This is a genomic window from Liquorilactobacillus uvarum DSM 19971 (assembly GCF_001434935.1).
GTDB classification, from domain to species: domain Bacteria; phylum Bacillota; class Bacilli; order Lactobacillales; family Lactobacillaceae; genus Liquorilactobacillus; species Liquorilactobacillus uvarum.
The window spans coordinates 103,427-121,181 of the sequence record NZ_AZEG01000006.1 but is presented as its reverse complement, the minus strand read 5'-3'; the positions used below and the strand labels follow the sequence as shown (position 1 = coordinate 121,181).

General features: G+C 37.4%; 13 protein-coding genes. 4 read left to right on the top strand and 9 right to left on the bottom strand.

Going from position 1 to position 17,755, the window contains the following annotated elements; translation table 11 throughout:
• The first annotated feature begins 763 nt into the window (after positions 1–763).
• The 3 genes from FD20_RS04660 (at position 764) to FD20_RS04650 (ending at position 4,085) form a co-directional block, all read left to right on the top strand.
• Positions 764–2,005: an L-lactate MFS transporter gene (locus FD20_RS04660; RefSeq protein WP_057736424.1), complete on the top strand. Its 1,242-nt coding sequence runs from the start codon at positions 764–766 to the stop codon at positions 2,003–2,005.
• Between the two features lie 223 nt (positions 2,006–2,228).
• The gene (locus FD20_RS04655) at positions 2,229–3,173 is read left to right on the top strand and encodes a DMT family transporter (RefSeq protein ID WP_057736423.1); all 945 of its coding nucleotides are present in this window, start codon (positions 2,229–2,231) and stop codon (positions 3,171–3,173) included.
• A gap of 54 nt (positions 3,174–3,227) precedes the next feature.
• Positions 3,228–4,085, top strand: coding sequence for an NAD(P)-dependent oxidoreductase (locus tag FD20_RS04650; RefSeq protein WP_157060851.1), 858 nt, complete (start codon positions 3,228–3,230; stop codon positions 4,083–4,085).
• A gap of 194 nt (positions 4,086–4,279) precedes the next feature.
• On the opposite strand, the gene FD20_RS04645 is transcribed toward FD20_RS04650, so the two are convergent.
• Together FD20_RS04645 and FD20_RS04640 are read right to left on the bottom strand one after the other, a co-directional pair.
• Positions 4,280–5,485: an NAD(P)/FAD-dependent oxidoreductase gene (locus tag FD20_RS04645; protein WP_057736422.1), complete on the bottom strand. Its 1,206-nt coding sequence runs from the start codon at positions 5,483–5,485 to the stop codon at positions 4,280–4,282.
• A 23-nt stretch (positions 5,486–5,508) separates the two neighbouring features.
• Positions 5,509–6,414: a prenyltransferase gene (locus FD20_RS04640; protein ID WP_057736421.1), complete on the bottom strand. Its 906-nt coding sequence runs from the start codon at positions 6,412–6,414 to the stop codon at positions 5,509–5,511.
• Between the two features lie 104 nt (positions 6,415–6,518).
• Here FD20_RS04640 and FD20_RS04635 point away from each other — a divergent pair, with 104 nt between their 5' ends.
• A complete protein-coding gene (locus FD20_RS04635) occupies positions 6,519–7,499 on the top strand; it encodes a polyprenyl synthetase family protein (protein WP_057736420.1) in 981 nt (326 codons plus the stop codon).
• Between the two features lie 219 nt (positions 7,500–7,718).
• Here FD20_RS04635 and cydC read toward each other — a convergent pair whose 3' ends face one another.
• The 7 genes from cydC to FD20_RS04600 all read right to left on the bottom strand — a co-directional run bounded on the left by cydC (position 7,719) and on the right by FD20_RS04600 (position 17,752).
• On the bottom strand, positions 7,719–9,470 hold the full coding sequence (cydC, locus tag FD20_RS04630) for a thiol reductant ABC exporter subunit CydC (RefSeq protein ID WP_057736419.1): 1,752 nt from the start codon (positions 9,468–9,470) through the stop codon (positions 7,719–7,721).
• Position 9,471: 1 nt separating this feature from the next.
• Positions 9,472–11,184, bottom strand: coding sequence for a thiol reductant ABC exporter subunit CydD (gene cydD, locus FD20_RS04625; RefSeq protein ID WP_057736418.1), 1,713 nt, complete (start codon positions 11,182–11,184; stop codon positions 9,472–9,474).
• 2 nt (positions 11,185–11,186) lie between these two features.
• Entirely contained in the window at positions 11,187–12,200 is a 1,014-nt protein-coding gene (gene cydB / locus FD20_RS04620) for a cytochrome d ubiquinol oxidase subunit II (protein WP_057736417.1), read from the bottom strand.
• Positions 12,200–13,615: a cytochrome ubiquinol oxidase subunit I gene (locus FD20_RS04615; protein ID WP_057736416.1), complete on the bottom strand. Its 1,416-nt coding sequence runs from the start codon at positions 13,613–13,615 to the stop codon at positions 12,200–12,202. Before FD20_RS04615 ends, cydB begins: the two co-directional genes overlap by 1 nt.
• 361 nt (positions 13,616–13,976) lie before the next feature.
• A complete protein-coding gene (gene glmS / locus FD20_RS04610; protein ID WP_057736415.1) occupies positions 13,977–15,794 on the bottom strand; it encodes a glutamine--fructose-6-phosphate transaminase (isomerizing) in 1,818 nt (605 codons plus the stop codon).
• Positions 15,795–16,151: 357 nt separating this feature from the next.
• Positions 16,152–17,312, bottom strand: a complete 1,161-nt coding sequence (locus FD20_RS04605; protein WP_057736414.1) for a mannitol-1-phosphate 5-dehydrogenase — start codon at positions 17,310–17,312, stop codon at positions 16,152–16,154.
• Complete coding sequence (locus FD20_RS04600) at positions 17,312–17,752, bottom strand: PTS mannitol transporter subunit IIA (RefSeq protein ID WP_057736413.1); 441 nt, start codon at positions 17,750–17,752, stop codon at positions 17,312–17,314. Before FD20_RS04600 ends, FD20_RS04605 begins: the two co-directional genes overlap by 1 nt.
• Positions 17,753–17,755 lie beyond the last annotated feature (3 nt).

The following is a 17,755-nucleotide window of genomic DNA, read 5'->3' as shown; positions in this document are numbered from 1 at the left end:
CTTTTCTTTCTTCAACGAATGAAAAACGCCAATCGTGTTTAAGGATGCTTGATTAAAATGAAAATACCCCCAATGTTAAAGCAAAAAGACTTTAACTCTAGGGGTATTTTTATTGCTTAAAAATTTAAAACAATCATCTTGCAACCCCACAAAACATTCGGGAGAGGTTCCATTAAAAATATTGAGCCTTCTGCCACCTTCTTGCGTATTTATACATAATCAGCTATACATTACTCACATTTAAAACCTAACAATTTTTTGTACAGTTTCTCTAGTTTATACAGTTCTATCAATAGTTTGCAGCAAGCTGTACAATGCTCCATACAAATTAGCAACGCTCTTGAATCTTGCCTGTTTAATTTCCCGATTAGCTAATGTCTCATTAACAAGGGGGAACTCTGTTAGTATCCTGTCATATTCTTGATTGATCGTTTCTATTAAAAGTTATTGGCTACTTATCCCGCCTCCAATAACATACGTTGAAACATCAACTACACTCTGAATATTCAGAATCAAAAAAACAACGCGATGACAATAATCTCTAAAAATGGATACTGCAGATTCTCTGTACTTTTTTATTTGTTCAAAAACAGCAACCGTAATTTGTTTTTTCCATTAACTATAGCTAACGTTAAAATTCGTCTTATACTAAAATTTAATTGTTTAAATGTGATAATCAATGTGATATTATTCTTATATACCAACAATAGTTGTGCACAATATTTAAATTGTTCGTATAATATCAAAAGTGGAGGAATTGGTGTTGAAAACAAATCGCTATGTTGTTGCATTTGCAGGTGTCATGTTTCATTTAATGATTGGTTCCGTTTATGCTTGGAGTGTTTTTACTAATCCAATCGCAAAACAAAATGGTTGGGCAGAATCCTCAGTCGCTCTTGCATTTAGTATCGCTATTTTCTTCTTAGGAATGTCAGCTGCCTTTATGGGCAAAGTCGTTGAAAAAATAGGCCCTAGATTAACGGGAACTATTGCTAGCTTCCTTTACGGAACTGGAACCATTATGACTGGTTGGGCTATCCATCAAAATTCAATTTGGCTATTATATCTCTCATATGGTGTCATAGGCGGTTTAGGACTGGGTGCAGGATATGTTACCCCTGTATCAACAATTATTAAATGGTTTCCAGACAAACGCGGTTTAGCAACGGGGTTAGCTATTATGGGATTTGGTTTTGCAGCAATGCTGACTGGCCCTGTTGCTCAACAGCTAATGGCTAGTGTTGGTCTTGAGCAAACATTCTACCTCTTAGGAACATTTTATTTTGTTATTATGCTGCTTGCTGCACAGTTTATTGTTCGTCCAAATCTGACACTATCAAGCAGTACTGAAAATAGCATTCCTCAAAAAACAGGAACACGTCTAACCAGAGGACCGGAGCTAACAGCTAACCAAGCCCTCAAAACTAAATCCTTCATTTTTCTGTGGATAATGTTCTTTATCAATATTACATGCGGGATTGGGCTTGTCTCAGCTGCATCCCCCATGGCTCAGAGCATGACCGGCATGTCTGTCCAAACAGCCGCAATTATGGTTGGAATCATAGGCCTTTTCAATGGCTTTGGACGTTTGATATGGGCAACTCTGTCTGATTATATCGGGCGCCCCGCTACTTTCAGCGCCATTTTTATTCTCGATATTGTAATGCTTTCAGCCATGCTCATCTTCAAATTACCGCTCCTATTTGTCATTGCATTATGCTTGTTGATGTCTTGTTATGGAGCAGGCTTTTCTGTCATCCCAGCTTACTTAGGCGATGTCTTTGGTACTAAAGAATTAGGAGCTGTTCATGGATATGTATTGACGGCATGGGCCGCTGCTGGAGTTGTTGGGCCATTACTATTATCATTAACACATCAACTGTTCCACAACTATACTTTGACATTAGCTGCCTTTATTTTGATTGATCTATTGGCACTGCTAATCTCATTCTGGATACAACGAGATTTCATTAAAGCCAGCAAATTGATAAAAAGTAAATCATAAAAAACTACTTTAAAGCACATTAAATTATTAAAAACTAAGACAAAATTGCATAAAAAAGAATCTAAAACAGCATGCGCAGCTTTATCTCGTTCATGCTGTTTTTTCGTATCATTGTTTCCTTTACAAACAAAAAAATTGAGAATAGAATTAAGGATATTTTACCTTTCAATGATTAGTCATAGAATCAATTAACTCATTGGATAACAAAAAGGAGTTTTTAGTTATGCTACCACTTATTCTGGGTGTCAGTGTCGGAATCATACTTCCTATGCAAACTGCTGTGAATTCTCGTTTACGTACGGTTGTTAATTCAGCCTTTATTTCATCAATGATATCATTCACAATTGGTACACTTTTCTTAGTTATTAGCACATTTGCTACCACTGGTTCTTTGTTTGTTTCTAAAACCCTGCTTGTAAACCAGCCTTGGTGGATCTGGATTGGCGGATTTCTAGGTGTTATATACCTCACTGGAAATATTATTTTGTTTCCACATTTGGGGAGCGTACAGACTGTTATTATGCCTGTTTTAGGTCAAATAATCATGAGTATGTTAATTGATAATTATGGTTGGTTTTTTTCACCTGCAAGTCCATTAACTGTAATTCGAATTTGTGGTGCTTTGCTCGTTTTTGCTGGTGTTTTTTCTGCTGTTGCATTACCAGGTTTGCTGCAAACATCAAAATTAAAAAGTGTTTCTGCTAAAGCACAACCCACAACCAGTAGCTGGTTATGGCGCATTGTCGGTGTTTTAACAGGAGCATTAAGCGCTGTTCAAACCGCAATAAACGGTCACCTTAGTGTTGTTGTTCATTCGGCTGTCAAGGCTGCCTTGATTTCATTTTTAGTTGGAACAGTCGCCTTATGGTTGATTGTCTTGCTAAAAGAAAGAAAAGTATTGTTCAATAACTTCCATATAAAAGCTACTGTCTGGTGGAACTGGATCGGTGGAATTATGGGGGCACTTTTTGTCTGTACCAATGCCTACCTCGTTCCAATTATAGGTACAGGCATGGTTGTTGTTATTTTGTTAATTGGAACTATTATTGGCAGCCTCCTAGTCGACCAGTTCGGTCTATTTGCCTCACAAAAAAATCCAGTTAACTTGCTACAACTCCTTGGAGTATTTATCATGGTAATAGGAGTTGGCATGATAAAACTTCTCTGATAGTAAATGCTTTATCTTTTACCTCACCATCTTCTCAAAGAAAGGATGATTTATGTGAAAATTGGTTTTATCGGAACAGGCGTTATGGGAGCTGCTATCATCAAAAACCTTATGGCCGCTGGGCATACGTTAACTGTTTTTAACCGAACTAAAAGCAAAACGGATAAACTCGTCGCTGCTGGTGCAACATGGGCACCAAGTCCGCGTGAAGTTGCTGCCCAAAGCGATGTCGTTTTCACAATGGTTGGATTCCCGCAGGATGTAGAACAAGTTTATTTTGAAAAAGATGGAATTTTTGCTGGACTTAACAAGAACGCAACAGCAATTGACATGACCACAAGCCGTCCAAGTTTGGCAGCTAAACTTGCTGCTTATGGAAATAACCATAGCTTCAATATCCTTGATGCACCTGTTTCAGGAGGAGATATCGGCGCCAAGAACGCAACTCTAACAATTATGGTCGGCGGTGACGAAAAAACCTACCACACCATGCTGCCTTTATTTAAGGAAATTGGTAAAACCTCAAATTATTTTGGCCCTGCAGGCTCAGGTCAGCATGCTAAAATGGCAAATCAAATCATGATTGCAGGTACAATGACAGGTCTGACTGAAATGCTCCTTTATACACGTCAAGCAGGTCTCGATGAGCAAAAAGTCCTTAAGACGTTGTCAAGCGGTGGTGCAGATAATTGGAGCATGGATAACTATGTACCTCGTATTTTAAAGGACGATTACACTCCAGGTTTTTTTGCACGTCATTTCTTAAAAGATTTACGTATTGCACTCGAAGAAGCAGATAAAATGGGATTAGATCTAAGAGCTACCAACGAAGCCAAACGTCTCTATGAAATTATGGTGGACGTTAAGGGTTTAGGTAATCAGGGAACCCAAGGCTTAATCAATATTTACTGATCATTTAATTGGTTATTGTTAAATATTCCACCATACAGCTTCAGTTGAAGGCAGCTATGATTAATTCGAATTTAGACAAAGAATTTTGATTTATGGAATATGTTCATACGGAATCAATAAAGGGGTTGACTCAAAAATTCACTTTTGAGTCAACCCCTTTATAATTTGTTATTTCATATAACCCATTCTAAGCTTTAATGGTATAAGTCAAAACGTCCTTTAGCCAACATTTCTTTAATACCACCAGTTTCAAGTAATGACTTATCCATAATCATTTTTTTGACGAATGAGGCAGGATATCCCTTGACAGCCGATTTACCAACTAATCCAAAAGCATGTGTATTACCCATTGAAGCCACTGAACCTAATGATTTAAAAGTAAATGGTGTTGTTGCAGAACCCTTAAGCTGTGCAAGAATATTCCGAGCAGCATGTTCACCCATGCTAAGCGCAATTTGTGCCGTCGTTGGGTAAGGCCGATTATTCTCAGTGTTCATAACTGCTGAAACATCTCCAATGATATAAACATTGTCGAAATCTGGGTCCGTTAAATCAGCCGAAACCATCACGCGCCCACGTCGCTGTGAAAATCCGGAAGCTTCCATAACCTGACTACCACTAACACCCGTCGTCCAAATAATTGTCTTAGCGGACAATTCCTTAGTCTCTCCAGTCTCTTTGTTATCTTGGTAAACAACCGTATTCGGCTTAATTTCCTTAATTGGTTTACCAGTCAAGAACTTAATACCCCAGTTCTTAAGAGCAGAGATTCCGTAATTTGCCAGTTTTTCATCAAACATCGGCAATAAACGTGTTACTGCTTCGACACAATAGAATTCGAGCTTTTCAGGTTCAACACCCGCTATTGCAGCAAATTTTTTACGATTATCCTCCAGTGCACCCAACAATTCGATTCCAGTAAAGCCTGCGCCGCAGACCACAATCCTCAAGTTATCTTGGCTTTTGGTCTTAGCATAATTCTTCATTTGTTCAATTATGTGTCGATTGACATTTTCTGCTGAAGCGACATCAACCATTTCTAAAGCATTCTCGGCAACTCCTGCAATACCAAAAGATTCAGATCTGAAACCTAACGATACTATTAAGTAATCATATGCTAAATTTTTTCCATTATTTAGTTGAACCCTTTGTTTCTTGCGATCAATCAACTTTACTTCAGCTTTTTCGAAGGTGGTTGAAGGTTTGATAACATCTGCTATAGGAAACGTTATTTTTTCCCTCGACTGTGTACCAGCTGCAACTTCATGTAAGTCAGTTGCCTCATAATGATAATCATTTCGATCCACCAATGTGACATGGAAATCACCTTTATCTGCTTGCAAACGGCGTAAAGCCTTCAAACCCGCATACCCCGCACCTAAAATAACAATTTCTTTCATTACCAATACATCTCCTTAAATATTTAAATAAATGGTATATAAATCATAAATGATAATGTCTGACTCATTGCACCCACCGCTAATATTCGAATGGCACAGATAAATGTTTTACTTTTGTCCTGTTTTTTCAAAAAAATATTTGTCTGTTTAATGATCAGAGGAAGTGTGAACAATGATAGTAAAACCGTCCAAGGTGCAATTTTAAGACCAACGGAAGCTGGAATTGCAAGAATGGCTATCACATTCATTATGCCAAATAGTTGTAATGAACGCTTTTTTCCAAGATAATGGACGAGCGTATAACGCTTATTTTTCTCATCTTCGCCAAGATCGCAAATGTTGTTTGCCAACATTAAATTTGAAATCCATAACGTGTTAGGTAAAGAAATAAGCAAAATTTTCGCCAAAGTTCCCACATCCCAGTCGAAAAGCTGATATGTATTAATGTAAACACATATCAACGTTATCATAAATCCCATAGTTGGCCCAGAAAAAAGCTCACCTAGTGGTAAACTAGAAAGTGGGCGTGGCCCTGATGAGTAGAAAATTCCTACCAAGTAACATAGACCTCCCATGATAAGCAACGGCCATCCGACAATATATGCCAATCCGATACCGATTGCCGCAGATACAATGATCATCGTTACCATTAAAATAAGAATTAATCTAAGTGATAGATGTTCCCGCCCTATAATGTTCGTCTTTTTCTTATAATCATGTGTTTCTGTGGCATGCTGGTAATCATTATAGTTATCCAAAATATCAACAGACATGTTGAAAATAAACATTGCCACAAAAAACAGTAGTAAAAGTCCTAGATGAACTGAACGATAATTGAACCAGCTAAAACAAGCTCCAAGTAGAAAAGGAAAGATACTTGCCGTTTTTGCTTTAATTTCAACCAGTTCTAAAAATACTGGAATCGTCAATCTCTACGCCTCCCGTTTTTTTGTTTTTATGCATAAACTAGAAAATATAGTTTAATATGGTGTAAAATATATTGTGTCTATTAGGAATTGGAAAGGAATTCAATATGCTAGATCTCTGGAATCACTACCCAATAATTGCACGTAAACTTGAAACTGTAAATTCGTTAATAAATCAACGACTTGCTACTCAAAATAATTCTGTTCAGGACCTACTTGCCGCTTGTGCACAAGAACAGGGGAAGTTGTTACGTCCCGGGCTGTTTTTGCTATTTTCACAATTGGGGGACCGGCAACAACAAGATGAACAGCAGTTATTTAAAATAGCTGCTTCCCTTGAGTTGTTGCATCGCGCTTCACTGATTCATGATGATATTATTGATGATTCTCCCCTTCGGCACGGAACAATAACTATTCAGGCAAAATACGGAAAAGATGTTGCTGTCTATGCTGGTGACTTATTATTTACAGTCTTCTTTCAAATATTGATTGAAACAATGAATGGTACTCCTTATATGGAATACAATGCAGCTTCAATGAAAAACCTGCTTTTAGGTGAGCTAAGTCAGATGCATGCGCGTTTTGATAAAGCCCAGACAATTGGCGAATACTTAGAAAACATCAAAGGCAAAACAGCCGCTTTATTTAAACTCGCATGTACCGAAGGAGCACACTTCGGGCATGCCGATAAGAATACAGTCGCACTCGCTGCCAGAATAGGCGAAAACATCGGGATTTCTTTCCAAATATTCGATGATATCCTAGATTATGACTCAACCGCTAAAATTTTAAAAAAACCAGTACTTGAAGACATTGGACAAGGCGTTTATACTTCACCGCTGCTCTTTGCAGTTGCTGAACACCCTGAAAAATTCACACCTTATCTCGACAAAAAACAAAACATCACTCCGCAAGAGATAAAAAAAGTCGCAAAACTAGTTCGGAATTACGGTGGACTGGCTCAGGCAAAACAATTGGCTCGCACTTATACTGAAAAAGCACTATCAGATATTGATCAGCTTCCTCACAGCGAGACGACCAGCAAAATTCGTAAAATTGCGCTGGTCTTGCTCAAACGCAATTTTTAATTAAAATAATACATATCTGATACTGTTAAAATCTTGGTCAAGGGGCTAGATCAAAAGTTAAATTTTGATCCAGTCCTTTTATTGATTCCGTATAATCACGTTCCATAAGTCAAAATTCTCCGTCTAACTTCAAATTACCCATAGCCACTCGTAATTCGTAGTAATGCTCCATTCTAACGACTATTGAAACACCCTCCTAAATTTAGTTTGTATTCTTCTTTAAAAACCTTGATCTATTGCAAGCAACTTACGATAATGCCTATTATCTCGCGCTAATTTTTGGGGGGAGCCACTCATTTCCAAATGACCATCCTCAAGAAAAATAACTTGATCCATTAACGATAAGCCTTGTAAATGATGTGTTATCCAAATCAAGGTTTTGCCTTGTAACTCTTTGATAAATGTTTCAATAACTTCCTGTTCAGTCACTGGATCTAAACTCACTGTCGGCTCATCTAAAATAATGATCGGCACGTCTTTCAGGAGAATGCGTGCAAGTGCTAAACGGTGCCGCTCCCCGCCCGAAAAGCGTAACCCAGCTTCATCGACGAGGGTATCAAGTTTGTCTGGTAGCTCTACAACCAGTTTTTTCAAACCCACTCGCTCTAGAACATCCCACAACTCCTGCTCGGATGCTCCTTCATTCCCAATACTAAGATTATTTCGAATGGATGTATTGAATAGGTATGGTGCTTGATGAATCACACCAATATAGTTACTTATCTTATCTCCAAACTTGTATGTTTCTTCCTGATTCAAAACCACTTTACCCTCAGTTGGAGTCAAATCACCACGTATCAAATTAGCTAGCGTGCTTTTACCAGAACCACTTTTACCTAAAATTGCAATTTTTTCACCATCAACTATTTTCAAATCAAGATTATTAATAAGCAACTTAGCGTTATCTGGATACTTAAATTTTAAACTTTTGATTTTCACTGTGTATGGAGCCACTATTTTTTTTTCGTTTCTCTCTAAATTAAGTGTCCTTTTGGTCTGTTCATCTTGAAGACGATTAAGCCGTATAAGAGAGTCTTGATAAATGTTCGTTTCCTGAGCAGCATCCGATAAGGGTGCGAATGCATCGATTAAGGGAAACACTGCGAGTACAAATGCCGCTATCCAGTTAGCTGATCCGCCATGATTTCCTGGAAAATACTGACTTGTCCAAATCAAAAGCACAATTGCAATTATGCAAAAAACGAGTTGCGCTAAAAAATTGCGCTTATGATTGAAATTTCTAATTGCTTTTGTAATCTTTTGAAATTTTTGTTCAAGCCTAATATGCTTTTCAGCGTATTCCAAACTACGTTGACTGAAGATCCAATCAGAAATCCCCAATACATTGTCAGTCAATTCTGTATATAACTGATTACGCATCTGTTTTTGCTGTTCCTGTCTTGCTCCGTTGACTATGGTAGACCAAATTGGCAGCAAAATAACCAAAATCGCAAATAACAGTAACATCACTAATGCAAACCACAATGAGAAATAGCCCAAACAGATAACAATAAAAATATACAGTAACCACGCGATTACAGTTGGAAAAACAGTTCTTAGATATAAATTCTGAATATGGTTAATATCTTCAGAAAGCAGTCCCAGAATGTTGCCTGTCTGATAATCTTTTTTGAAAAAAATTGCATCTTTTTCTAGAACTTGATACAGTTTCAATCTCAACTCAGAAGTTAATTTAAGTACCCAATTATGACTCGTCAAGCGTTCTAAATATTTAAAAACTGGCCTCCCAATTCCAAAAGCACGGGTCAAAACAATTGGCACATAAACTAATAATATATTTTCTGGCAGCGAGGCTGAACGGCTTATTAGATACCCAGAATTAAACATCAACGCCCCTGCGCAAAAAAAAGTAATAAAGCCCAGTACAAGAGCCCAACACAAAGATTTTCGGTACTTGCCTAAAAAAGGTTTTACCCAGCTATCATTCCTGAATATCTTAAATATTTTCATCTCAAAGTCTCCCTACTGAACTACTCAAACGTATAAAAGAACCATTGTGCTGTTTCAAATCTTTGAGTGTCCCCTGTTCAGCTATCCTGCCATGTTCCATTACAACGATCTGATCCATTTCCTGCATCCAATGTAATCGATGCGTTGCAAAAAAGACCAGATGGTCCTCCATTAAAGGAAGCATTCTTTCTTTTAGTTCAACTTCGGTCTCAATATCCAAATGCGCTGTTGGTTCATCAAAAAGAAGTATTTTGCGCTTTTTATCAAGAAATGCCCTTGCTAAAGCGATTCGCTGTGCTTGTCCACCACTCAAAGAACGTGATCCTTCACCAATAACCGTATCTATTCCCTGAGTTAATTCACTAACTAATTGTTCAAGACCTACTACTCTGATCGCTTCATGTACCTGCTCAGTTGTTGCATCGGGCTGGTAAAAAGTAATATTATCACGCAAAGTTGCCCTAAAAATATACGGATTTTGTGGAATATAAATTATCTGTTTCTGCCAGTCATGTTGCGAAAAAGAAGAAATCTCTATTCCGTTTACACTTATTTGACCTGCTTGAGGTTTCAAAAAACCACTCAAAAGATTAATCAACGTTGATTTACCGGCACCGCTTAGTCCAATGATTCCAATTTTTTGGTAACCTTTCACCTTCAATGAAACCTCCGAAAGTGTTGGTTCATTCTTATATCCGAAATCCAAAGCATTAATTTTCAAGTAACTCTCCGAGCTCCAAGTCGGTAGATCCTGCTGTTCTACCTTTTCTTCCTCGATAGCCAAAATTTTACTGATTGCGCCCATTGAATTTTTACCATTAAGCGTTGCGTGATAATCGCTTGAAAAATCACGAATTGGTAAAAAATACTCTGGGCTCAAAATCAAAATCGCCAAAGCAGGATAAAGTAAGATATGTCCGTCAATCAGTCTCAATCCCAGCATAACAGCTACAACTGCAATCGATAAAGTCGTAAAGAAATCCAAAGCAAAGGTCGATAAAATCGCTATTTTCAAGGTATTGAGTGTTGCTTTACGAAAACGTTCGCTAGTTTTGAAGATACTTTTACCATATTGCTTGCTTAATCCAAAGAATTTCAAAGTATCAATTCCTCTCAAAGAATCAACAAAATGATTAGAGAGAATTTGATAAGTTTTGTATTGCCGGTCAGCTTTTGACTGTGCTGCGTAACCCAAAACGACCATAAATATAATAATAACCGGAAAAATAATCAATAAAAAGGCAGCTGATTTCCAATCAAAAAATAAGATACTCAGCAAAACAATCCATGGAACAATCATAAGACTGATAACTTTAGACAAAGTAAGATGAAGGTAATTTTCAACTTGATCAATTCCCTCAAGCACCATCGTAGTTATATTACCTGTTCCATTTTGCTGAATAACTTGCGGCCCTACGCAAAAAATTTTTATCAATAATTGCTTGCGTAATGAACTAGCTTGCTCAGCTGCATAATTATCAAGTATTCGCTCTCTTAAAAAAATCGCGCTGTGTCGAGCACAAAAGCATATTGCAAAAAGTAATATGTTGACGAACTGACTATCTATATGCAATCCATTCCAGAGTCCAACAATTGCTGCTGCTAAAAAGCAAGCTTGCCCAACAATTGCAAAGGCCTGCAAAAAGGTTATTCCAGTCAGCAAAAATAATATTTTTTTGATATGTGGAAATCTTAAAATGCTTTTATCAATCATTCTTAATACTCCGTATAACGGTCATGGCTGATACGTTTTCTGAAAATATAATATGTCCACGCAATATATGCCAGAACAAATGGCAAAAACGACAATGCAATATAACTCATTATCCTCAGCGTATAAGGACTAGAGGAAGCATTAGTGATCAGTAAATCATATTTTTGCGTGATCGAACTGATCATTAATCGCGGAAATAGCCCCGTAAACAACAAGGCTACTAAAGAAATGAGTGTCAACCCACTAGCTAAAAAAGCCAAGAGTTCCATATTCCTCATTACACCAACATTCGCAATTACTGTCAAAACAACCATTAGTACTAACAGCATTAGCGTTGACACCAAATGGACATTGAAGAAATCCGTTCTTAAATATAATAAGAAGGCAAAGGCCACTAACCCGATATACAAAACACCATATAAAAACTTAGCATAATTTTTTGCACGGTCGCGAATTGGGCCGATTGTTTTTAGTGCAATGTAGTTTAATCCATGCAAGTAGCTTAGTAAGGTCAATGCAATCCCGCCAACAACTGAAAATAGATTAATGTAATCTGTAAAACCGGCAGCCATATTCCCTTTGGCATCAATCGGCATTCCTTGAATCATACTGATGAACAAGATCCCGAAAAAGAAAGGTACGATAAAACTGCCACTTGCGAGCGACCAATTCCAAAGATTTTTTTGTCTAGCTGCCACTTTTTGTCTAAATTCAAAGGAAACCCCACGAATAATCAGACCTACAAGAATAATAAACAAAATTAAGTAATATCCGCTGAATAAAGCCGAATACCAGAATGGATAAGAAGCAAACATCGCTCCACCAGCAGTTATCAGCCACACCTCATTTCCATCCCAAACAGGACCGATTGTCGCCACTAATTGATTTTTTTCTTTTTCATCGTGTGCCAACGTCTGAATCGACATCCCTACTCCAAAATCAAATCCTTCCAAAAAGAAGAATCCTGCAAACAATATCCCAATCAGAACAAACCAGAGAAATTGTAATGAACTCATTATTCAAATGCCTCCTTATCAAACGGATCTGCCGATTTCCTTTGATCTTGATGCAGCAGTTTTTCCTCATAATCCGGTCCCTTTTTCAATTCGCGAATTATCAAAGCTACCATCGTTGCTGCTAGACCAGTAAATAATAAGAAATAAACAATGTTTGAAATTAAAAGTGAGGCAACAGAAACGTTAGGTGAAACACTTTGCTTTATCGTAAACAATCCGTAAACAGTCCATGGATATCTTCCAAGCTCTGTTACCAGCCAGCCAGCAGTATTGGCTAAAAATGGTGCAAATGTACATAATCCTAATATCCACAACATCCATTTCTGACGATATAGTAATTGGCTCTTCTTACGTGCGAGAAATAAACCTAACATTGCAACCAGTAACATCAACATTCCAAAACCAGCCATTATTCTAAAACTCCAAAACAGAGTGTTTACTGGTGGATAATAATTCCGCTGACCGTATTTCTTAACTAGTTGCTTATTAATATGATTCATTCCTTGAATCGAACCAGAAAGCTTATCATAAGCTAGAATACTCAATACATATGGCATTTCAACACCGAAAACACGTTTATGCTGATTTTCATTTGCCCATGCAACCAGTGTCAACGCTGCTGGATCAGTAGTGTCATCATACTCTCCTTCAGCAGCAGCAAATTTCATAGGTTGTTCTTTGACCAACGCCTTCATCTGCAAATCCCCGGCCATTAAAACTGCCAGCGAACCAATCAAAGTTATCCAAAGACCAATCTTTATTGATTTTTTGTAAAAATCAGGTTCATTAATTCTTCGCTTCAGCAACTGAAAAGCTGACAAACCAGCAAGGATCATTCCACCCATTGTAATCGCTCCAGCAATAACGTGTGAAAATTCATACCATAGCTGTGCATTAGTCAATAATGCACTAAAACTTGTCATTACCGCGTGTCCATTCTTAATAGTGTATCCTGTTGGATGCTGCATAAAGCTATTCGCTGCTAGTATCCAAAATGCCGAAATTGATGAAGCGAATGTTACCAACCAGATGAACACCACGTGCAGCTTAGGACTAACCATTTTCCATGTGAAGATCCACAAGCCCAAAAAAGTCGATTCCATAAAAAAAGCCAGCAACGCTTCAACTGCCAGCGGTGCCCCGAAAATGTCGCCAACAAAACGAGAATAATCAGACCAATTCATTCCAAATTGGAATTCCTGAATGATTCCGGTCACAACTCCTACCGCAAAACTCAACAAGAAAATGTTTCCCCAGAATTTTGTCATTCTGAGATATTGTTTCTTTTTAGTAACAACGTACATCGTTTCCATAATTGCGACAACTAAAGCCATTCCGATTGAAAATGGGACAAAAAAGAAATGAAAGATAGTCGTCATTGCAAACTGAAAACGAGCTAATGTAACGATGCTCATTTTTAACTCCCCCTCAACTCTTTATTATGCTGCAAATAAATTATTAATATGTTTTTTGCAGTTTAAAAGTAACCCTTATCAACCTAAATATACTACTCCAACAGTCAAAAACCAATCTTGCAACCTAATAAATATTGTAAAAAACCTATTTTTTTATTCTTTTTTAATTAACGTAACTTTTACCTCGAATAAAAAAATTTTTTTCAAGATAGAGAGTGTAATTTTCGAGTATTAAATACGGGCTAAATAGATCAAAAAGCACCCTCCAAACTAGGTGGCTTTTACACCTGGTTTTGCATTGTATTTAAAATTAAATTAAAAAAACCAATCCGAAAGCGGATTGATTTCCCTTAAATTTCCATTATTCAACAGTTACACTTTTAGCAAGGTTACGCGGCTTATCAACATCATACCCTCTTTGCAAGCTCGTATAATAAGCTAACAATTGACACGGAATAATAGCTAACAATGGCGTCAGCAAAGGATGTACTTCTGGAAGGATAATTTGATCCCCAGCAACTGCCAATTGGCGACTCGCAATATAGATTACACGTGCTCCACGTGCAAGAACTTCTTGTGTATTGCTGCGTGTGTGTTTAGCAGTCTTTTCATCAGTAATGATTGCAATAACAGGAGTATCCTTCTCGATTAATGCAATCGTTCCATGTTTTAATTCGCCGGAAGCAAAACCTTCTGTTTGTACATAAGATACTTCCTTGAGTTTAAGAGCAGCCTCTTGGGCAATATCATAATCGATTGAGCGCCCAATATAAAATGCATTGCGTGTCGTTGCCAGAACATCTTCAGCAATTTCTTTAATTTCGGACTTTCCATCAACCAAAGCTTGCATTCCATTAGCAACAAATGTTAATTCTTTTGCAACATTAAAGTTTTCAGCCTTATCAATATTCTTTAATTCCCCCATTGCCTTAGCTAAGATAGCTTCTAGAGCAATTTGACCCGTGTATGCTTTTGTTGAAGCAACAGCTATTTCAGGTCCTGCATATAACAACAGAGTATATGTAGCTTCGCGCGATAACGTTGAATTAGCAACATTTGTTATTGTTAAGCTTGGATAACCCCATTCATTAACTTGCGAAAGCACCTGTCGACTATCGGCTGTTTCGCCACTTTGAGTCAGGAAAATAAAGAAAGGATGTTCTGCTAACAATGGTGGATTATAAGCAAATTCAGATGCAACATGAACTTCCGTTGGAATATTAGTAAGTCTTTCAAATAATTCTTTCCCAACTAAACCTGCATGGTAACTCGTACCAGCTGCAACGATATACAACCTTTGTGCTTGATTAAGCCGTTTGAGTAATTCTTCATCAATCTTGATCGAACCATCTTCAGCAATATAATGCTCTATTAAGTTGCGCATTACGCCTGGTTGTTCATCAATTTCTTTTAGCATGTAATAAGGATATGCACCCTTTTCTGCCTCAGATGCATCAGTGTCTACATGGAAAGGCTTACGACTAATTTGATTGCCCTCCATATTTTCAATTGTGACACTTTCTGGCTTAACAACTACTATCTCTCCATCCACAAGCTCGACAAAATCATGCGTTTGATCAAGCATTGCAATGGCATCACTGCAGACCACATTGAATCCATCCCCTACCCCAATAAGCAAGGGACTTTTATTTTTGGCGACGTATAATGTGTCAGGCTCCTCATGATCAACTAATAAGAATGAGTAGGATGAACTGTCATCAATTAATGTTAATGTCTTTTTAAAAGCCTCTTTTGTAGAAAGACCCTTTTGTGCAAACTTAGCGATCAACTGAACGATGACTTCAGTATCTGTGTCACTAATAAAGGTGACGTCCTCTAAATATTCTTTCTTTAACTGCGCAAAGTTTCCAATAACTCCATTGTGAACAAGATAGTAGCGTCCATCAGCAGAAACATGTGGATGTGCATTTTCTTTGCTAGGAACGCCATGGGTTGCCCAGCGTGTATGACCGATCCCTGTTGTCCCATGAACGTCAGGCGTTATCTCTTTTTTCAGATCAGCAATACGACCTTTTTCCTTGACCAGATATTCCTTGCCATTTTGATCATTAACATAAATACCAGCAGAATCGTATCCACGATATTCAAGTCTCCCCAGACCATTCAGCAAAATATCAACCGCATTTTCTTTTCCTGTAACTCCAACTATACCGCACATAAGAAGAACCGACCTTTCACATTTATTATCATTTATTTTTAAATTTAATCAGAATTGGTATAGATGTCTAAAACGTATCATCCAATTCAATAACCACCAATAAATATAACCTAGTCATAGTTATGTGTCAAGAGAAAATAAAAATGGTATAGATAAGTTTCAGGAAATATGCTTTTGGTTTTCTCTAGCCACAACCTTGCCCGCCACTTAATAGGAAAATATGTTTATTCCCCAATCTCATTTTTTAAAACTAACAAAAAAGCTCTATAAAATCCCCATGGATTCTACAAAGCCTTTTTCAAATTGAATAATGTCATGCTGAACAGTAGCACCACTTAAACTTTTTAAAAAATATTTCTAAATTTGATATTCCTTAGCAGCTTTTTTATAAGATTCTATTACTTCTTGAATCAATTTTTCATCATTCAAGCCAGTTGTTTCCTTCACTACATCTTCTATTGGCTGCTCTTTTAACATCTTTTGTAATTTTTGACTTTCATCGTCTTTGGACTCATTAAAAGTATAAATCATTCCTACAGTTTCAAGAAGTGCTGCATATGAAAGGCCACGTTCCTTAGATTCTCTAATTGGACGAATGAAACGTTCGTCAAAACCTAGTTTTCTAATTGGTGTCCGACCTACACGTGCAATGTCATCAGAAAGATAAGGATTCTGGAAACGTCCGATAATTTTTTTCTGGTATGCTTCATGCTCAGAACGATCAAAGTTCCATTTATTGATTAAAAGATCACCAGTCTCTTTCAAGACCTTCTTCAATTGCGTCAGCACAGCAGTATCTTTGATTGCCGAACCAATATCTTCGTATCCGCGATATTTTCCTGTATAAGCAACTGTTGCGTGACCTGTATTTACAGAAAAGAGTTTACGTTCAATGTATGGCTCCAAGTCAGGTGCGTATTCAACACTTTTCAACTTGAGAGCTGCATTAGCCATCTGATGTTCGTCAACAACCCACTCCTTAAAAGGTTCAACAGAAACAAAAAGCGGGTCTTCGTGTTTTTGAAGTGGAACAATTCGATCCACAGCAGCATTAGGGAAGCCAATATTCTCATCAGCAAATTTCTTGCTTTCAGCATCTAAATGACTGTAGACATTTTTTTTCAAAGATTGACTGCCTCCAATCATATTTTCGCAAGCAATGACATCTAATTTATCTGTTATTCCCGCTTCTTTACGTGCCTTGATACCATCTGCAATCAACGGTGCAATGAATTTTAAAATCTTCGGACCAATCGCTGTAGTAACTAAGTTTGTTTCCTTAATTGCTGTAACAACAGACTCAGGGTTTTTACCATTATTTATACCGCGAACATTGCTTACTTGAATCTTCTTATGCGATTCATCTGCAAGTTCAATCGTATAAGTTTTTTTCTCGTTCAACGCATCAATGATCTGTTCATTGACATCCACAAAAGTAATTTCAAACCCATTTGCTGCCAAAGTTTCACCAATAAAACCACGTCCAATGTTACCTGCTCCGAAATGTACATCTTTCATTATTTGTCAACTTCTTTCAATAATTTGATTATTTCTCCTGCTGATTGTGCGTCAGCAAGTTTAACAACATTGTTTACATCACTACAGAACAACGCTATCTGCGACAATAATTCTAAGTGTTCACCATTCAAGCCTGCGATCCCGAAAACAATCGTTACAACATTTTCATCCCCATTACTGGAAAAATCAACTCCCATTGGTACCTGAACAACAGAGATACCTGTTTTTTTAATATATTTCTTGCCGCTATCGGTTCCATGTGGAATTGCAATAAAATTTCCCATATAAGTTGAAACATCCGCATTGCGCGCTAGCATTGAATCGATATACTCCGGCTCTGTATATCCATTATCCACCAATAATTTACCAGCTAAACGAATTGCTTCCTCTTTTGTAGCTACGTGCTGATCCAGTAATATCATGTTCTCTTGCAAATCCATAAT